Genomic DNA, 15,656 nt, shown 5'->3' with positions numbered 1-15,656 from the left:
AATCGGGCAGGATTTTTTCAAAATCTGACGACAAAACTCCGAAAACCCACAGGTAAAGTCACTTTTTAGATTAAGAAAAACTTATTTGCCCGATTACCCCCGAATGTGGCTAAATAACAGAAATCCCGCCTCGTGATGTGAGAACACATCTCAAGGCGGGATGGCTAAAAGCTGATCTATAGCTTGCGCATCACGGAAACAACCTTGCCCATGATTTCTGCGTTTTCAGCAGGAATCGGCGCAAAAGTATCATTATGTGGCAACAGCCAGACACCAGAGGAATCCTTATGGAACTCCTTCACGGTAGCTTCACCGTCAATCATGGCCGCTACAAACTCGCCCTGCTCTGCTACTGGTTGAGAGCGAACAACAACCCAGTCACCGGTAAGGATGCCCGCATCTCGCATGGACTCACCGACTACTTGGAGCATGAACAGTTCACCATCTCCAACGATCTCGGCTGGAAGTGGGTAGTACTCTTCAATGTTTTGCTCAGCCATGATCGGGCTTCCGGCAGCAATCTTTCCAACGACTGGAATGAAGGCAGTCTGTCCCGACAACTCAGGATCTGGGGAAGTGCTTTGGTTTTGCTTGTTTTTGTTAGCAGCACTTGCTTTAGGGCCACGGCCTTCAGTTTCTGGAAGATGACGAACATCTACAGCACGTGGTTTATTGGGATCCCTGCGAAGAAATCCCTTCTTTTCCAACTCTTTAAGCTGGTAAGCAACAGACGATGTGGACTGGAGTCCTGCTGCATCACCGATTTCTCGAATGCTTGGTGGATAACCTCTTAGAACCACAGCATCTCGGATTACTTCTAAAATTCTGCGCTGCCTGTCAGATAGGCCAGCTGGGTCTGGTTTGCCATTTGGCAACGTCTTGGCAGTACGGCTACCACGACTGCCTCGCGCTCCTGCTGGCTTCTTTTCGATTGCCATCTCCCTTTTCCCTTTCTTTTGCACACCTGGGGTGACGCCTAAAACTTCGGCTACGTTCACCGCATTGCGATGAAGCTGAGCTATTCGAACCTTTGTCAGTTTCTCTAATTTCTAACCATACATGTTTTCCTGCGGAAATGGTACGAGTGTTCGACGATTTTCACCCAACTCTAGACAAATGTTCGAATGGGGTGCTATAAATCGAACATGGGAAATCACTCGAACATGTGAACGGTATGAGTGTTCGAAGGTGTCCTGGTCGAGCGTTATGATGTGGGCAAGAAAATACGGTTGGAGAGTTGAGATGACTATTTATGCTGCTAACGGGCTGGAATCGGGTGCACGACGTCAGGGGGTTGTGGTGCCATCTGCTGCGGTTTGGATGCAAGAAGTGCCGTCTGTAGAGCGAGTTAAGAAACGTCATGTTCGAACGATTGACTGTTCGAATAGTGATAGGTTCTGTCGCCCCGAAAGTCTTCGAATTCTGCCACATGGGCGGAAAAATTATCCAATATCACAGCAACATCTACGTGAGCACTTTACAGGTTCTACGCAGAACCATAATCCTCACGCGCGTTCGATTAAAGAATCACTAAAGCAATGGGCAGGTGGTGGGTTATTTGGGCTCGTAATTTTTGCAGGGATTGTGCTGTCCCAGTCAGGCGAGGAAGAAGCAACGCAGACTTTCTATGAAACACAAGTAGTCGGAGTCAGCCTGGACCGATAATCCAAAACGACGCGCTGCTGGCATAAACTAATGGACTAACCGCCAGTTCACTTCAAGGATTAAATGGAAATGCCTGAAGTGAAAGATGAGGAGCCATAAGTGTATTGCCCATTTTGCCAACATGATCATTCCAAAGTTATCGACTCACGTGTGATCGATGCTGGAAGCTCGATTCGTAGACGTCGAGAGTGCAGCGAATGCCAAGGGCGGTTTACCACGATCGAAAAAGCTGTGCTCCTGGTGGTTAAAAGGAATGGCGTTACAGAACCCTTTAGTAGGGAGAAAGTTGTCACTGGTGTTCGGCGAGCTTGCCAGGGGCGAGACGTATCAGATGATGCCCTTAAGCGGCTTGCGCAACAAGTGGAAGAAGCCGTACGTAGCAGCGGAAGCTCCCAAGTTCGAGCAAACGATATTGGACTAGCAATCCTTGACCCACTTAGAGAACTAGATGAAGTAGCGTATCTTCGCTTCGCATCTGTATATAAATCATTTGAAAGCGCAGATGATTTCGAAAAAGAGATCCGACTTATGCGTCGCAGAGGGAGAGACTAGCCAAGGTGCCGAACTTGGCTAGCTCACCGTCACCGTTGGGGTCAATTTTTACCGAAGCTTTGCAATCGCTTTTTGGATCCTTTGTGGTGACACAGGCCGGGGAGTTCCCAGACGCTGTGCAAACAGGCTCACCCTCAACTCTTGGATTTGCCAGGCAACATCTTTTGCTTCCTTCGTGTGTGCCCGCTGAGCGGGAAGCTTCTTAAGCTGCTTTTCTAGTTGCTCCTCAACGAAATTCACTTCATCTTGGCGGTCGGCGTCCCGATCAGGGTTTTGATTCATTTCTTCCAAACGGATCAAGAGGGCATGAAGGTAGCGTGGCAAGTGCTGCAACCGACTAATACCGTGAATGCTGATTGCTCGTTCCGGAAGAAGGAAATCTAACTGGGCAGTCATATCGTCGATTGCTGGCCCAGACCACGTTTCCAGTTCTGAAACTACCTGGGCATATTGGACGAGTGCTGGGGCAAGAGTAACCACAGTGCGTCGCACAACACCGGCAGTCTCCGGTTTAACCTTAGATAAAAGGACCTCGAACTCTTCAGGAGATCGAACAGCACCACCGTGGGCAAACATTAAATCCCGGATGGCTGCGACACGCGCATCGGAAACTAAACCATCTGCACCGCCATGAGGGTAGTTATCTACCGCAACACGCTGCTGGAGTGGCAACCCCTTGACCATTTGTTTGGTGGAAACCTCAATTTCACGCATTAACAGCGTCAACGTGGCGGTGATCATTGAGGCATCCGCCGCGGCCTTGGTAGGCATCACTTTCACCGACACACCAGTGGGGGAGACAACTAGTGCGGGGAATGCAGTGACAGACTGCCCATCAACTGTGGTTTCGATTTCTTCAGCAATGGTTCCTAATGAATCCGGGGTCCATTGAGCTGCTTCGTCCTGTTCAGATGCCTTAGCCACACTGGATACTGAGGATCGAATTTGATTAGCCCGACGCTTTTTAAGAGCCTCTAGATCACGATCCCTATCGATGATTTTTCCGCGACGATCAATAGCAGCATAAGAAATACGAAGGTGATCAGGAAGTTTTTCCGGATGAAAATCTGAAGCGTTGATCCCTTGGCCACCTAAAGAATGCAGAGCATCAGCAAGTTGGGTGGTTAGTGGTGTCATATATGGGCGAAGCAACGGTAGGGCGCGCTCGGCGAAATCTGGGGCGGGAACGACGGTGCGTCGCAAAGCTTTAGGCATTGAGCGAATAAGCTCTGTCACTAGATCAAGCCTGAGCCCTGGAACTAGCCAGTCGAACCCTTCCGTGTCTAGACCGCCGAGCACCGGAATCGGAACAAGAACTGTTACGCCATCTTCTGGGTGACCAGGCTCGAAATGGTAACTGAGATCAAAAACTAAGCTTCCCTTGATCCATTTATCCGGGAAGGCTTCCTCACTGACCGCATCTGCGTCCTTATTGACCAGATTCTCTGGATCGAAATCCAGTAAGTCTGGGGTATTGTGGGAGGTTTTCTTCCACCAGGAATCAAAGTTGCGGGAGGTGGTGGCATTAGCTGGAAGTTTGGCGTCGTAGAAGTCAAACAAGGTGTCTTCATCAACAACGATGCCGCGTCGACGTGCTTTGGCTTCAAGCTCACCAATAGCTTCAAGCTTTGCCACATTGTCATGGTAAAACCGGTGGTGCGTGGACCAGTCACCTTCAATAAGGGCATGGCGAATAAACATGTCACGAGCAGCTACCGGATCAACCGTGTGATAAGGAACCACCTTGTCAGCAACGATTGTTACGCCGTACAGGGTTGATTTGCGGTGCACCATTCCAGCACCGCGCTTGGCCGACCAGTATGGTTCAGAATATTGGTGCTTCAGTAAAGCACCCGCGACTTTTTCTACCCACTCTGGCTCAATCTTGGCAACATCCCTGGCCCACAACTGGGACGTTTCAACTAATTGACCAGCCATAACGAACTGTGGTGGCTTCTTAGTTAGGGCGGAACCTGGGAAAATAAGGAACTTGGTGCCGCGGGCGCCAGAAAACTCCTTACTTTCACCATCACGTGAACCGATTTGGGAGAGCAAACCGGTAAGGAGTGATTGGTGGATAATATCGGGGCTCGCGGTGCCTGCAACTTGTTCTTTTTTAGCCCAACCCAGCTGTTGCCCGATTTGTTCTAACTGCCGAACCAAATCCCACCACTCGCGGATGCGCATGTAGTGGAGAAATTCCTTCTTCATCTGTTTGCGGAATGCATTACCGCTGCTTTGATCACGTTGATCTGCGATGTATTCCCAAAGCTTGAGGAAACTTAAGAAATCAGAATTCGGATCTTTAAACCTGGCGTGTGCTTGGTCAGCTTGAGCCTGGAACTCTAAAGGACGTTCGCGAACATCTTGGATTGTTAAAGCTGCCACAATCACCATGACTGAATGCAGACATCCTAGGGTGTTGGCCTCAACAAGCATGCGGGCCATGCGTGGATCCACAGGAATATTTGCTAGATCCTTGCCAATCTGGGTCAGCTGTGGTGAGCCATCAGCTTGAGCTCCATCTGTTAATGCTCCCAGTTCATGGAGCAACAAGATGCCATCTCTAATGGAGCGCTGTTCGGGTGCTTGGACGAAGGGGAAGTCATTGATATCGCCTAAGCGCAACGATGCCATGCGCAAAATCACGCTGGCTAGGTTGGTGCGAAGAATTTCGGGATCGGTGAACTCGGGACGTGAGTTGAAATCGTCTTCTGAATAAAGGCGGATTGCAATACCGTCGGCGACACGTCCACACCTACCAGAGCGCTGGTTGGCGCTGGCTTGAGAGATTGCCTCGATGGGCAAACGCTGAACCTTGGTGCGTACCGAATACCGGGAGATACGTGCTGTACCAGTATCCACCACATAGTGGATGCCAGGAACCGTCAGGGATGTTTCTGCAATATTTGTGGACAATACAATGCGACGACCAGAATGTGGGCTGAATACTCGGTGCTGTTCCTGGTTGGAAAGCCTGCCAAACAGGGGAGTGACCTCCACACCTTTCCATCGGCGGGCTTCAATCGCTTCCATCGCGTCACGGATATCGCGTTCACCGGCGAAGAAACATAGGATATCGCCGTCACCTTCGGCCATGAGCTCTTCCAAAGCTGAGCACAAACCATCGAGTGGATCGGTGTCGATGATTTTGTCGCCATCTAAAACCTCTAGCGGGCGATAGCGAATCTCCACGGGAAATGTTCGTCCCGAAACCTCGATGATGGGCGCTGGTTGTCCAGAAGCATCAGCAAAATGCTCGGCGAAACGTTCAGGATCGATGGTTGCTGAAGTGATGATGACTTTAAGATCAGGACGCTTGGGTAACAATTGACGCAAATATCCCAAAATGAAGTCAATGTTGAGTGATCGTTCGTGAGCCTCATCAATGATGATGGTGTCATAAGCATTGAGGAACCGATCGCGCTGCATCTCTGCGAGCAAAATGCCATCGGTCATTAACTTAACCGACGTGCGTGGCGATACGCGATCATCAAAACGAATGGCATAACCAACTGATTCACCGATGTCTTGCCCCAACTCATCAGCAATGCGCTCAGCGACGGTACGAGCTGCTAATCGACGAGGCTGCGTGTGGCCAATCAGCCCACGTCGGCCACGGCCAAGTTCCAAACAGATCTTTGGGATCTGCGTAGTTTTACCAGAACCAGTTTCACCAGCAATAATAACTACTTGGTTATCACGGATAGCTTCAGCGATATCATCCCGGCGCGAACTCACGGGGAGGTTTTCTGGGTAGGTGATAGGCGGAATTAACTGGGTCTTTTCGTCGATAAGCAGGCGCGCCTTATCAATATCAGCCTTAATGGCGCTGAGCGCTTTGGGCGAGCGAGCCTTGGACAATCTGCGCCGGAAGGCGCGCTCATTTGAGAGGGAGACACCCTCTAAAAGTTCATACAGGGAAGCCTTTGATGGGGCGGTTTCAGAAGTAGTCATGACTAAAAATCAATTCTACTTGTCTTTGTTTAAAGTCCAAGTAAATACACCCTTCGGTACCCAGGTAGGGTGGAGTGCGAAACCAAGGACGAAACGTACACAATAGGGAGGGCGACGAAACAACAATGAGCCGCGACGACCACACGAACGCCAATAATGACGGCGAAGACAACTCCAACGAGCAGTCTTGGGATAAATCCTGGGAAAACTGGAATAACTCTTCTGGGGATAAGCATTCTGGGAATAACCCCTCTGGGGACGACGCCCCAACACCATATGGGCCGACGTCACATCCAGAAGACGCGCCGGGAGGTTTCCAGGGATACAACAATGGTTATAACTCAGGGCAAGGTTCTGGGCAGGGCTATGGTGAGCCCTATCCATACCAAAACTCCTACCAGGGCTATGGTGCTTCGCAACAACAAGGTGGGGGTTTACTAGAACCCGGCAGTGGCAAAGTCGATCTGATGCGTGCAATTCGCTTTGGATTTAAGGCAACATTTGCCAATCCTGTGGTGTGGATTCTGGGTACGGTAGTGCTTGGTCTAGCCGTAGTTATTCTCAGTGGTATCGGAGGGTATTTGGCATATAGTCTGGATCCTACCGCTGCGTCGGCAACGTCTGGCATCTCGACAGGTGAGATTATCATCAATGTGATTTCTGCCGTCGTTGGATTTGCTATCAGTATTTGCGTTATGCGTGGCGCACTTTTAACAGTCGATGGCAACAAGGTTCGGTATGCAGACTTCTTCCGGCCGATCAATGTGGGCCAGACCGTAATTTTGATGATTGTCCTCGGCGTTATCGGAGGAATCGTTGGTATTGCCGTCACCATGCTTACTGGAGAAATGGTTGTTGTTGATGAAACTGTTAGTGCAGTTGAGGTAAACAATGGCGCATTGGGAATGTTCTTTATTCTGTTCTTCCTGCTGTTTTTGATCAACCCATTGTATTCCTACTGGATTTACTACACGGCTGATGGTCATCACACTGCTGGAAGCGCAGCTCGCACTGGGTTTAAAGATGCACTTCGTAACTATCCCATGTTGTTGCTGTACTCCTTTGTCAGCGGGATTGTCACTGCCATAATCGGTGTGATCACCTTAGGTCTTGCGCTGGTTATTTTGGTACCTGCACTTATGCTTGCCACCGTCCATATCTACCGCCAAATGAGTGGTGGAAATATTCCGGTCGAACAGGCCTAAAGCTCAAAAATTTAAAAAGCCCTGGTTCTCCATGTAAACAAGTGGAGCACCAGGGCTTTTGTATAACCTACACAGTGGTTTTGTTATGCAACAACTGACGTTTGTTTCAAGGTGATTCCCGTTGAGACCGCATGGGCAAGGGCATCTTGGAAAGCACGCTGCAAGATTAGGGCAAACTGTTCGAACTCCTCAGCACGCGATGATGAGGTTCGGTAGACAAGACCCATGCGTCGGTTAGCTGTGACATCGGAATTGAAGTTAGCGGTGGCAAGCCCGGGGCGCGTGCATTCCCACGGGATTGCACTCACTGGAACCAGTGTGGAACCAAGGCCGGCGACAACAAGCTGCATGACAGTTGTCAGGCTTGATGCACGTGTAACTGCGGTTGCTGAACTAATCGGGTTGATATCAGCCCGGCGACATAGATCAACAATTTGGTCATGCAAGCAGTGGCCATCATCAAGAAGGAGCAGGTCCAACTCTTCGAGCGCTGCCAATTCTAAATCTTGACGTCCAGCAAATGGGTGATCGCTGGAGGTCACTACGATGAAGTCCTCATCATAAAGTGGTATTTCCTTCATGCCTGGAGCTTCAGAAGGCAGCGCCATCATTGCTACATCAATCGCGCCATCACGCAACAAACCGAGAAGGTGTTTGGTTTGATCTTCAACAATGTGTGGCTCAAGGTCGGGGTATTCATTGTCCACGATAGACAGCATTGAAGGAAGGATATAGGGCGCAGCCGTAGGAATAATTCCAACCGTCAACGGTCCGGTGAGGGAACCATTAGCACCGCGAGCGTGGGACAGGAAAGATTCCGCAGCGTCCAGAGTGGATTTAGCGAAGGGGAGGAGTTTTTCCCCGGCCGGTGTAACAATCACTTTGCGCGTCGAGCGTTCAATGAGCTGAACTCCCAGGCCTGTCTCGAGCGCGACGAGCGCCTGAGATAATGAGGGCTGAGAGATGGACAACTTGGTGGCAGCAGTACCAAAGTGCTTGCATTCTGCGATGGTGACAAAGGTGCGAAGCTGGGCGAGTGTGGGCCGGTACTCTTTATTGCTCATGCCTATAACTATAACGGTGCATTCAAGAAAGTGATAATGAAAGCGCTGGGATAGGTGGATGGCGCACAAGCGCCATAGGTAAAACCGCTCAAATCAGGCATCCAGCGTGCTTCGCTTATCGACGCCACCTCCTAGTTGTGATCAATCGATAGTGTTGCAAAACGCACTTCACCTGCATCGTCTGAGGCATCGAGATCAATCGTTGCATCAAAAGCAAAGGAATTATCTCCCTCGGGATCCTTGATCACTTGGCGTACCTGCCACAAACGACCAGTGTGCTCAACTTTGAAATACTCAGGTCCTCGTGCCGCTGGACCGGTATCAAGATCAGCATATTCATCAAAGTAATCATCCATTGCAGCCCCAAAATCAGGAACATCTTCCAGATAGTCCGTCATCTGGGCAAGCTGTTCTTCTTTTTCATAAGCAAAAAGCTCAACTAGTCGGAACATGGCATTGCGCACCATGATGGTAAACGCTCTGCGATTAGCTGTCAGGGCAGTAGGATCTTCCACACCAAAGGCGAGTTCCCGTTCCAAAGCTTCTTTACTAATCGGTGCGTCTGGATCTGCCATTTGAGCCCATTCATCAACCAAGGAAGAGTCGACTTGTTTGATCAACTCACCAAGCCACACCACCACATCGTCGAGCTCTTCAGTACTGGCTTCAGAGGGCAATGAATGCTGCAAGGTACGCCAGGCATCGGTGAGATAGCGCAAGGCAACTCCCTCAGAACGGGCAACACCGTAAGTAGCTACAAGATCAGAAAAGGTCATGCCGTGTTCGATCATGTCACGGACCACCGATTTGGGCTTAATATCAAATTCTTTTGCCCACGGGTGGCCTTCACGGAAAGTTTCAAAGGCACTTTCCAGCTCTTCTTCTAAAGGTTTAGGCCAGGTGACATCTTCAATAATGGCCATGCGTTCGTTGTAATCGACGCCTTCTGCTTTTAGCGCCTCAATTTCTTCGCCACGCCGTGCTTTTTGCTGCGCCAACAAAATCTGACGAGGATCTTCCAAGATCGCTTCAAACACACTGATCACATCGAGGGTATATGTGTCTGATTCCTTGTCCAACAATGTAAGAGCTGCCAAGGCAAAAGGTGCAAGAGGTTGGTTGAGGGCAAAGTCGCGCTGCAAGTCTTCAGTCAACGCATAGATGCGACCTGTTTCATCGGGCCCATCAACAACTTTTTCCACGATGCCTGCGTTGATAAGCCCCTTCAGCAATTCAACCGCGGTAAGAATATCCTTATTTTGCTTGGTGCGGGTGTCATGGTTGGTGCGCAACAGATGCTTCATGTGCTGATAGCCATCACCTGGACGCGCAATGACATTGAGAAGCATAGAGTTAGTGACTTTGAAATAGCTGGTGAGCTGTTCTGGTTCCGCCGTAGTTAGGCGCTCATAGGTTTTCTTAGTCCATGTTACTTCGCCCGGACGAGTTGCTTTGAGCCGCAGCTTCTTCAGTTTCTTTGGATCTTGTCCTGCTTTTTCGCGCAATCGGTGGTTTTCAATTTCGTGCTCAGGCGCCTGAATAACTACGGTGCCGATGGTGTCATAGCCAGCACGTCCGGCACGACCCGCAATCTGATGGAATTCCCGCGATTTTAATACACGTTCTCTGGACCCATCGAATTTCACCAAACCAGTTAAAAGGACTGTACGAATGGGCACGTTAATTCCCACTCCCAGGGTATCTGTGCCACAAATAACTTTCAGCAGGCCAGTTTGTGAAAGCTTTTCCACCAATCGACGGTACTTCGGCAGCATGCCAGCATGGTGCACACCAATGCCTCGACGCAAAAGCTTGGACAGTGTTTTTCCAAACGTGGTGCTAAATCGGAAATCCCCGATCTCCGCTGCGATCCGTTCTTTTTCTTCCTTATTCACCACAGTCAACGATGTCAGAGCTTGAGCCCGTTCAATGGCATCACGTTGGGTGAAGTGAACAACATAGACGGGAGCTTTAGAATCTTTCAGCAGCTCCTCGATAGTTTCATGAACTGGGGTATAAACATAGGAAAACTCCAACGGGACTGGACGTTCAGTACCACCCACAAAATTGGCGGTGCGACCAGTGCGCTGCTGAAGGTCTTTTTCCAGCCACTCAGTATCACCAAGCGTTGCAGACATGAGCAAAAACTGTGCCCCGGACAGTTCTAAGAGTGGGACTTGCCAGGCCCAACCGCGGTCCGGTTCTGAATAGTAGTGAAACTCATCCATGACCACTTGATCAATAGCGGCGGCTGAACCATCACGCAAAGCAATATTGGCAACGATTTCAGCAGTGGCACAAATAATTGGTGCTTTGCCGTTGACTGTTGCATCACCTGTCATCATGCCGACGTTTTCTGCACCAAAAATCTCACATAGAGCAAAGAACTTCTCACTTACCAACGCCTTAATAGGAGCAGTATAAAAACTACGTTGGTTTCGGGCCATGGCGATAAAGTGTGCAGCAATGGCAACCATGGATTTACCCGACCCAGTAGGGGTGGCCAAAATGACATTGTCACCCGCCAAAATCCCTAACGCCGCCTCTTCCTGAGCAGGATACAAAGAGATCCCACGCTCGCGGGTCCAACTTAAAAAGCTGTCAAAAATGGACTCATCCATCAAGCTCTCGGGGACATCGGAAAGATCAGGAAGCATCTCAGAAAGGTTCACAATCAACCACACTAGCTAACGCCTGGGACACCGGGGGTAGGAAGGTATAAAAAATAGCCAGCACCTTGGCTAAACGGAGCAAACCGTCAAACAAAGTACTGGCTAAATATCGCTTTACGAGGCGCTAGCGCTTAAGCCTCGGGGGAGTCCTGTGGGCCTGTGTCGCCTTGGCTATCAAGGTCAGCTAAGAATTTTTCAAACTCCGCACCAATCTCATCACCACTGGGTAGATCAGATTCACCCGGAAGAACAGCCTGAGGGTGCTTGTTGCGGTAACGCTCCAACTCCTCGTCATATTGCTGTTCCAACGCACTGACAACACGTTGAATCTCTGAAGACTCTTCAGTCTGCTCCATCAGCTGACGGTGCACCTTTTCTGCATCACGTTCCAAAGAGAGCAATGGAAGGTTGAGATCAGCTGACTCAGCAATTGACTGCAGCAACTTCAATGTGGCAGCAGGATAAGGGGAGGCGGCTACATAATGAGGAACATGGACGGTGTAACCCGAAACATTTTTTCCCTTGTCCTTTAATTTCTTCTCCAACATTAAAGAGGCAGAGCCTGGAACATTAAGCCGCGCATCAAGCGATACCTGGTTTTTTAGGCGATCCGCTGAATTGCCATGTGCGGTGACAACCGTTGGACGGGTGTGCGGAACCGTCATCGGAGCACCGTAAAGGCAAATGGTGTTTTCCACGCCAAATTTTTCTACGAGATCTACCACTGCGTTGCTAAAGTCACCCCAGCGTAGGTCTGGTTCAGGGCCAGAGAGCATGAGAAACGGAGTGTTGTTGTTATCTCGCACCACATGTAGACCAAGATTGAGTTCATCCATGCTGGTTACTTCATTGTGCTCAATAACAACCATGGGGCGACGTGAGCGGTAATCAATCAGTTCATCATTATTAAATGAGGCGATCAGGCGGTGGTCTAGAGCATCCATCAGATGGGAAGAACTAGATTCCACTGCATGTCCTGCGTCAGCATAGCCTTGGAGGGCAACGATGAGCGTTGGGCCGCCGGCCGATTGTCCACTCACCTCCGGTGACGGGTACTCAAGTTCGTACATACGAGCATTGCTATCCGACATTCTTCCTCCTTTTAACGCTACGAGCTATAACCGAGCTACCACTTAAATGTTTTTCCATCGGCAACTGTTCACTACAACATGAGCCGTTAAGAAAATAATCCCTACGAATTACACTGTTGTTCATGAGTTTTGCCAAGTCTAAACTTTCAACCTACTTTGGTCCACTAATTTCATAAAACGGGAACCTCATCTACCTGTAGGTTTTCTGTAATTGAATAAGGTGCCTGTGGATAAACTAATCTATCCACAGGTTTACTCGAATTCCAGATCAGTGAGCGCGACGTAATAAAAAAACTTCGCCATACTGTGCAGCATGACAGCTAAAGCACACCGAAATGAACCAACAACTATCCTTCACACCCCCGGCCAATTGCTGGCAAATATTCCCGGAATCTTAGGGTTTTACCCAAGCGAATCTATCGTCTTTGCGTGCATGTTCAACGAAGGCGAGGAAACAACTCTCACACTAGGGCCCGTGATGCGCCTAGACATTGGAGATATTCGGCTTTTGCCTGATGTGGCCAAAGCAATGGATTCTTTCAAGCCCACACTTATTTTTGCTTTTATTATTTCTAAAGCATTGCCTCCACACGTGTTGGACGACACCTTAGATCAGCTCTATGAATCCGCAGAGCGAGGAACCATCAACATCACGGGATGTTGGTATACCAAGGAAATCATCAGCAGTGAACCGTACATGTTATGTTTTGGCCCAGAACCTGAGGCTTTAGAAGCTGATGATCATGGAATTTCTGAGTGGGAATATGGGCGTATTTCACCTATTACTTCTGCTGTGGCGACGAAAAGGATGCTGCAGGAAGGACAACTTCCAGAACTAAGCCGGTTTGAAGCATATGCTCTATTTGAGCAAAAGAACCCACATTTATCTGCCGCCCGATTGAAAAAGATGAAAAAGGAAGCTTATGAGCTTGCAGAAACAATTGAGCACAAAATAAACGCAGATGATTCAGGCCAACATTTTCTAACATCCTTGGACGTTTTCACCCACGCCTTGGAGTTCGTGAAAGCTAATTATTTTGATGCATCTTCAGGCGCGGAAAACTTTGATGAGTTGTTGAAGGAAACAGATATCCTGCACACTGCAGCCACATATATGTCCAAAAGCTTTTTACGCGACGCTATTTTGCATCTTTGTGTCGATTTCCCTAGAGAGTCCGCGCTGTTGCTCCGCGCGACGGCCTGCACATTTAATGGCGAGCTGCGTTCAAATGCACTAAGTCTGTACGCGTTGTCAGTCATTGCGATGGGGCTGGCGATGAAAGCAGCACCAGCCTTGGAGGTGTCAATTCAAACTACACCTCGGCACAACTTAAGCAACCTGCTGCGCGAGGGGCTATTTAACGGGCAATCAACAAAGCTTATCGACGCCTGCCTCCGTGGCAACCAGCAGTTACGGGACTATCACGTGCCAGCATCAGTCACAGAGGTAAACGATGAGTCAAAGCCACAAAGCTAAGGCTACTTTTTCGCAGCGTGCGCCTTATCGCCAAGTTGGGAGGTAAACGCCCAAGCGTCTTCGACGATGGTGCGGAGATCAGTGTGCTGTGGAGTCCAGCCCAGTTCCTTCTTCGCTTTTTCTGAAGACGCAATCAACGTAGCGGGATCTCCTGCTCGACGTGGTGCAACTTCTGCCGGGATGGGGTGTCCTGTGACTGCACGGCACATCTCAACAACTTGTTTCACACTGTAGCCATCACCGGAACCGAGATTAAAAATGCGGTGTTCGCCAGCTTTGTTGGATTCCAGTGCTAAAACGTGGGCCTTGGCTAGATCCAGGATATGGATGTAGTCACGGACCGCGGTTCCATCGGGAGTTGGCCAATCATCTCCAAACATGAAGATTTTCTCGCGGTGTCCGGTAGCAACCTGCAAAACAAGGGGAATGAGGTGTGTTTCGATTTCACGATTTTCGCCAATGCTGCCGTAGGCACCTGCGACATTGAAATAGCGCAGGCTGGTGGCAGCAAGACCAAATGCTTTGGCGTAAGAGGTGATGGCGTAATCAATGGACAGCTTTGTGGCACCATACGCGTTGGTGGGGTTGGTGGGCATGTCCTCGGTGATCGGTACAACATCAGGTTCACCGTAGGTGGCTGCCGTGGAGGAAAACACGAGATTATTTACTTCGTGTTTCCGCATGGCATCCAACAAGGTTAATGCTGTGACTACATTGTCATGCCAGTACTCATCTGGTTTTTCTACTGATTCACCCACTAGTGACCGGGCGGCGAAGTGGACGACGCCTTCGAAGCCGCCTTCAGCAAGAACATTGTCTACAACGTCGCTCACATCGCCTTCAACAAGGCGAGCATCAGTGGGAACTGCTTCTCGGTTGCCGGTGCTGAAATTGTCAATGATTGTGACATCGTGTCCATGTTCTAGAAGAACAGCAGCTGCGACACTGCCTACATAGCCTGCGCCGCCGGTAACCAAAAGCTTCATCGTGTATTAGCCTTCAACCTTTTCTACGCGAACTGCATGTGCCAGATCATCAATAAGTTCCACGGTTGCACCATTGTGGGTGATGACAACACGGCCTTGCTCGTTGATGATGTCTACTTCAGTGCCAATTTCCACACCGGCATTGCTCAGTGCCTGGAACTGCTCTTGGTCTACCTGCAGAATTTCGTTGAGCTGCACGATACGGGCTTTCAGATTTTCACCGACGGGTAGATCGATTGCGCGAACACCGGAATCAGGCTCTGCATCGTGATCAAGGCCGATTTCGGAAAGGCCAGGAATGGGGTTGCCAAAAGGGGAGCGCTCCACATCATCTAAAACCTCAACGAGGCGACGTTCCACCTCATCGCTCATGACATGCTCCCAGCGGCATGCCTCATCATGAACTTTGTGGATGTCTAGGCCGATGATGTCGGTGAGTAGGCGCTCAGCTAGGCGGTGCTTGCGCATCACAGCGATAGCTAGGGAACGTCCCTCTGGGGTCATTTCGAGACTGCGGTCGGGGCTTACGTGCACGAGGCCGTCGCGTTCCATACGGGCGACAGTCTGGCTGACAGTTGGGCCGGACTGCTCGAGGCGTTCTGCGATGCGAGCGCGCAAAGGGATGATGCCCTCTTCTTCTAACTCGTAGATGGTGCGCAGATACATTTCGGTGGTATCGACCAGATCCTTCACAGGAGGCTGCCTTCCTTGTTAATCCAAACTCAATTGATGCCGCTGCCAGCAGGAGAAAACTACTTCAATGCATTGTCTCTAAAATATATAAACATTTTTGAGAACGAGCTCGACAGAGAACACACTTGCATCTAGTCTACCGACTTTAAATAGTCCGAGACTCACATACGTTGGCAAGCAACCGTGAGGCCTTTTGCCGAGTAATGATCTTCGTCGACAGTACTGAAACTGGCGTTTGTTGTTCGTAAGAAAGAAATCTTTCCTACATCTAATGGTTTACTTCAGCTGAACGTA

The 15,656-nt window shown here is 49.7% G+C and carries 11 protein-coding genes; 4 read left to right on the top strand and 7 right to left on the bottom strand.

Going from position 1 to position 15,656, the window contains the following annotated elements; all coding sequences use genetic code 11:
• Positions 1-176: 176 nt before the first annotated feature.
• Positions 177-938 carry a transcriptional repressor LexA gene (lexA, locus tag N24_RS10120; RefSeq protein WP_096456615.1) on the bottom strand — a complete coding sequence of 254 codons (762 nt, stop codon included), beginning with the start codon at positions 936-938 and terminating at the stop codon, positions 177-179.
• Positions 939-1,242: 304 nt separating this feature from the next.
• Between lexA and N24_RS16640 the strand changes: the two genes are divergently transcribed.
• The gene (locus N24_RS16640; protein ID WP_231910980.1) at positions 1,243-1,665 is read left to right on the top strand and encodes a hypothetical protein; all 423 of its coding nucleotides are present in this window, start codon (positions 1,243-1,245) and stop codon (positions 1,663-1,665) included.
• A 99-nt stretch (positions 1,666-1,764) separates the two neighbouring features.
• On the top strand, positions 1,765-2,217 hold the full coding sequence (gene nrdR, locus N24_RS10110; protein WP_096456613.1) for a transcriptional regulator NrdR: 453 nt from the start codon (positions 1,765-1,767) through the stop codon (positions 2,215-2,217).
• 48 nt (positions 2,218-2,265) lie between these two features.
• Here nrdR and hrpA read toward each other — a convergent pair whose 3' ends face one another.
• Positions 2,266-6,174 (bottom strand): ATP-dependent RNA helicase HrpA, encoded by a 3,909-nt coding sequence (gene hrpA, locus N24_RS10105; RefSeq protein WP_096456611.1) that lies wholly within the window; start codon positions 6,172-6,174, stop codon positions 2,266-2,268.
• Positions 6,175-6,299: 125 nt separating this feature from the next.
• Between hrpA and N24_RS16670 the strand changes: the two genes are divergently transcribed.
• Positions 6,300-7,379: a DUF2189 domain-containing protein gene (locus N24_RS16670; protein WP_096456609.1), complete on the top strand. Its 1,080-nt coding sequence runs from the start codon at positions 6,300-6,302 to the stop codon at positions 7,377-7,379.
• An 83-nt stretch (positions 7,380-7,462) separates the two neighbouring features.
• Here the strand turns inward: N24_RS16670 and N24_RS10095 are convergent, their stop codons facing one another.
• From N24_RS10095 to N24_RS10085, 3 genes are all read right to left on the bottom strand, one after another.
• A complete protein-coding gene (locus tag N24_RS10095; protein WP_096456607.1) occupies positions 7,463-8,443 on the bottom strand; it encodes a hydrogen peroxide-inducible genes activator in 981 nt (326 codons plus the stop codon).
• A gap of 131 nt (positions 8,444-8,574) precedes the next feature.
• The gene (locus tag N24_RS10090; protein ID WP_197702393.1) at positions 8,575-11,115 is read right to left on the bottom strand and encodes a DEAD/DEAH box helicase; all 2,541 of its coding nucleotides are present in this window, start codon (positions 11,113-11,115) and stop codon (positions 8,575-8,577) included.
• A 131-nt stretch (positions 11,116-11,246) separates the two neighbouring features.
• Positions 11,247-12,206 carry a proteasome assembly chaperone family protein gene (locus tag N24_RS10085; RefSeq protein ID WP_096456601.1) on the bottom strand — a complete coding sequence of 320 codons (960 nt, stop codon included), beginning with the start codon at positions 12,204-12,206 and terminating at the stop codon, positions 11,247-11,249.
• A 313-nt stretch (positions 12,207-12,519) separates the two neighbouring features.
• Between N24_RS10085 and N24_RS10080 the strand changes: the two genes are divergently transcribed.
• Positions 12,520-13,683, top strand: coding sequence for a DUF4192 domain-containing protein (locus N24_RS10080; protein WP_231910978.1), 1,164 nt, complete (start codon positions 12,520-12,522; stop codon positions 13,681-13,683).
• 2 nt (positions 13,684-13,685) lie between these two features.
• Here the strand turns inward: N24_RS10080 and galE are convergent, their stop codons facing one another.
• Positions 13,686-14,669, bottom strand: coding sequence for a UDP-glucose 4-epimerase GalE (galE, locus tag N24_RS10075; RefSeq protein WP_096456599.1), 984 nt, complete (start codon positions 14,667-14,669; stop codon positions 13,686-13,688).
• Between the two features lie 6 nt (positions 14,670-14,675).
• Entirely contained in the window at positions 14,676-15,362 is a 687-nt protein-coding gene (locus tag N24_RS10070; RefSeq protein ID WP_096456597.1) for a metal-dependent transcriptional regulator, read from the bottom strand.
• Between the last annotated feature and the right edge of the window lie 294 nt (positions 15,363-15,656).

It is taken from the genome of Corynebacterium suranareeae (assembly GCF_002355155.1).
Lineage (GTDB): Bacteria > Actinomycetota > Actinomycetes > Mycobacteriales > Mycobacteriaceae > Corynebacterium > Corynebacterium suranareeae.
This window is presented reverse-complemented; position numbering and strand designations above follow the sequence as displayed.

Excerpts from the sequence above, each read along its gene's own strand:
- lexA (WP_096456615.1), bottom strand. The coding sequence starts at position 938 with ATGGCAATCGAAAAGAAGCCAGCAGGAGCGCGAGGCAGTCGTGGTAGC.
- N24_RS16640 (WP_231910980.1), top strand. The coding sequence starts at position 1,243 with ATGACTATTTATGCTGCTAACGGGCTGGAATCGGGTGCACGACGTCAG.
- hrpA (WP_096456611.1), bottom strand. The coding sequence starts at position 6,174 with ATGACTACTTCTGAAACCGCCCCATCAAAGGCTTCCCTGTATGAACTT.
- N24_RS16670 (WP_096456609.1), top strand. The coding sequence starts at position 6,300 with ATGAGCCGCGACGACCACACGAACGCCAATAATGACGGCGAAGACAAC.
- N24_RS10095 (WP_096456607.1), bottom strand. The coding sequence starts at position 8,443 with ATGAGCAATAAAGAGTACCGGCCCACACTCGCCCAGCTTCGCACCTTT.
- N24_RS10085 (WP_096456601.1), bottom strand. The coding sequence starts at position 12,206 with ATGTCGGATAGCAATGCTCGTATGTACGAACTTGAGTACCCGTCACCG.
- N24_RS10080 (WP_231910978.1), top strand. The coding sequence starts at position 12,520 with ATGACAGCTAAAGCACACCGAAATGAACCAACAACTATCCTTCACACC.
- galE (WP_096456599.1), bottom strand. The coding sequence starts at position 14,669 with ATGAAGCTTTTGGTTACCGGCGGCGCAGGCTATGTAGGCAGTGTCGCA.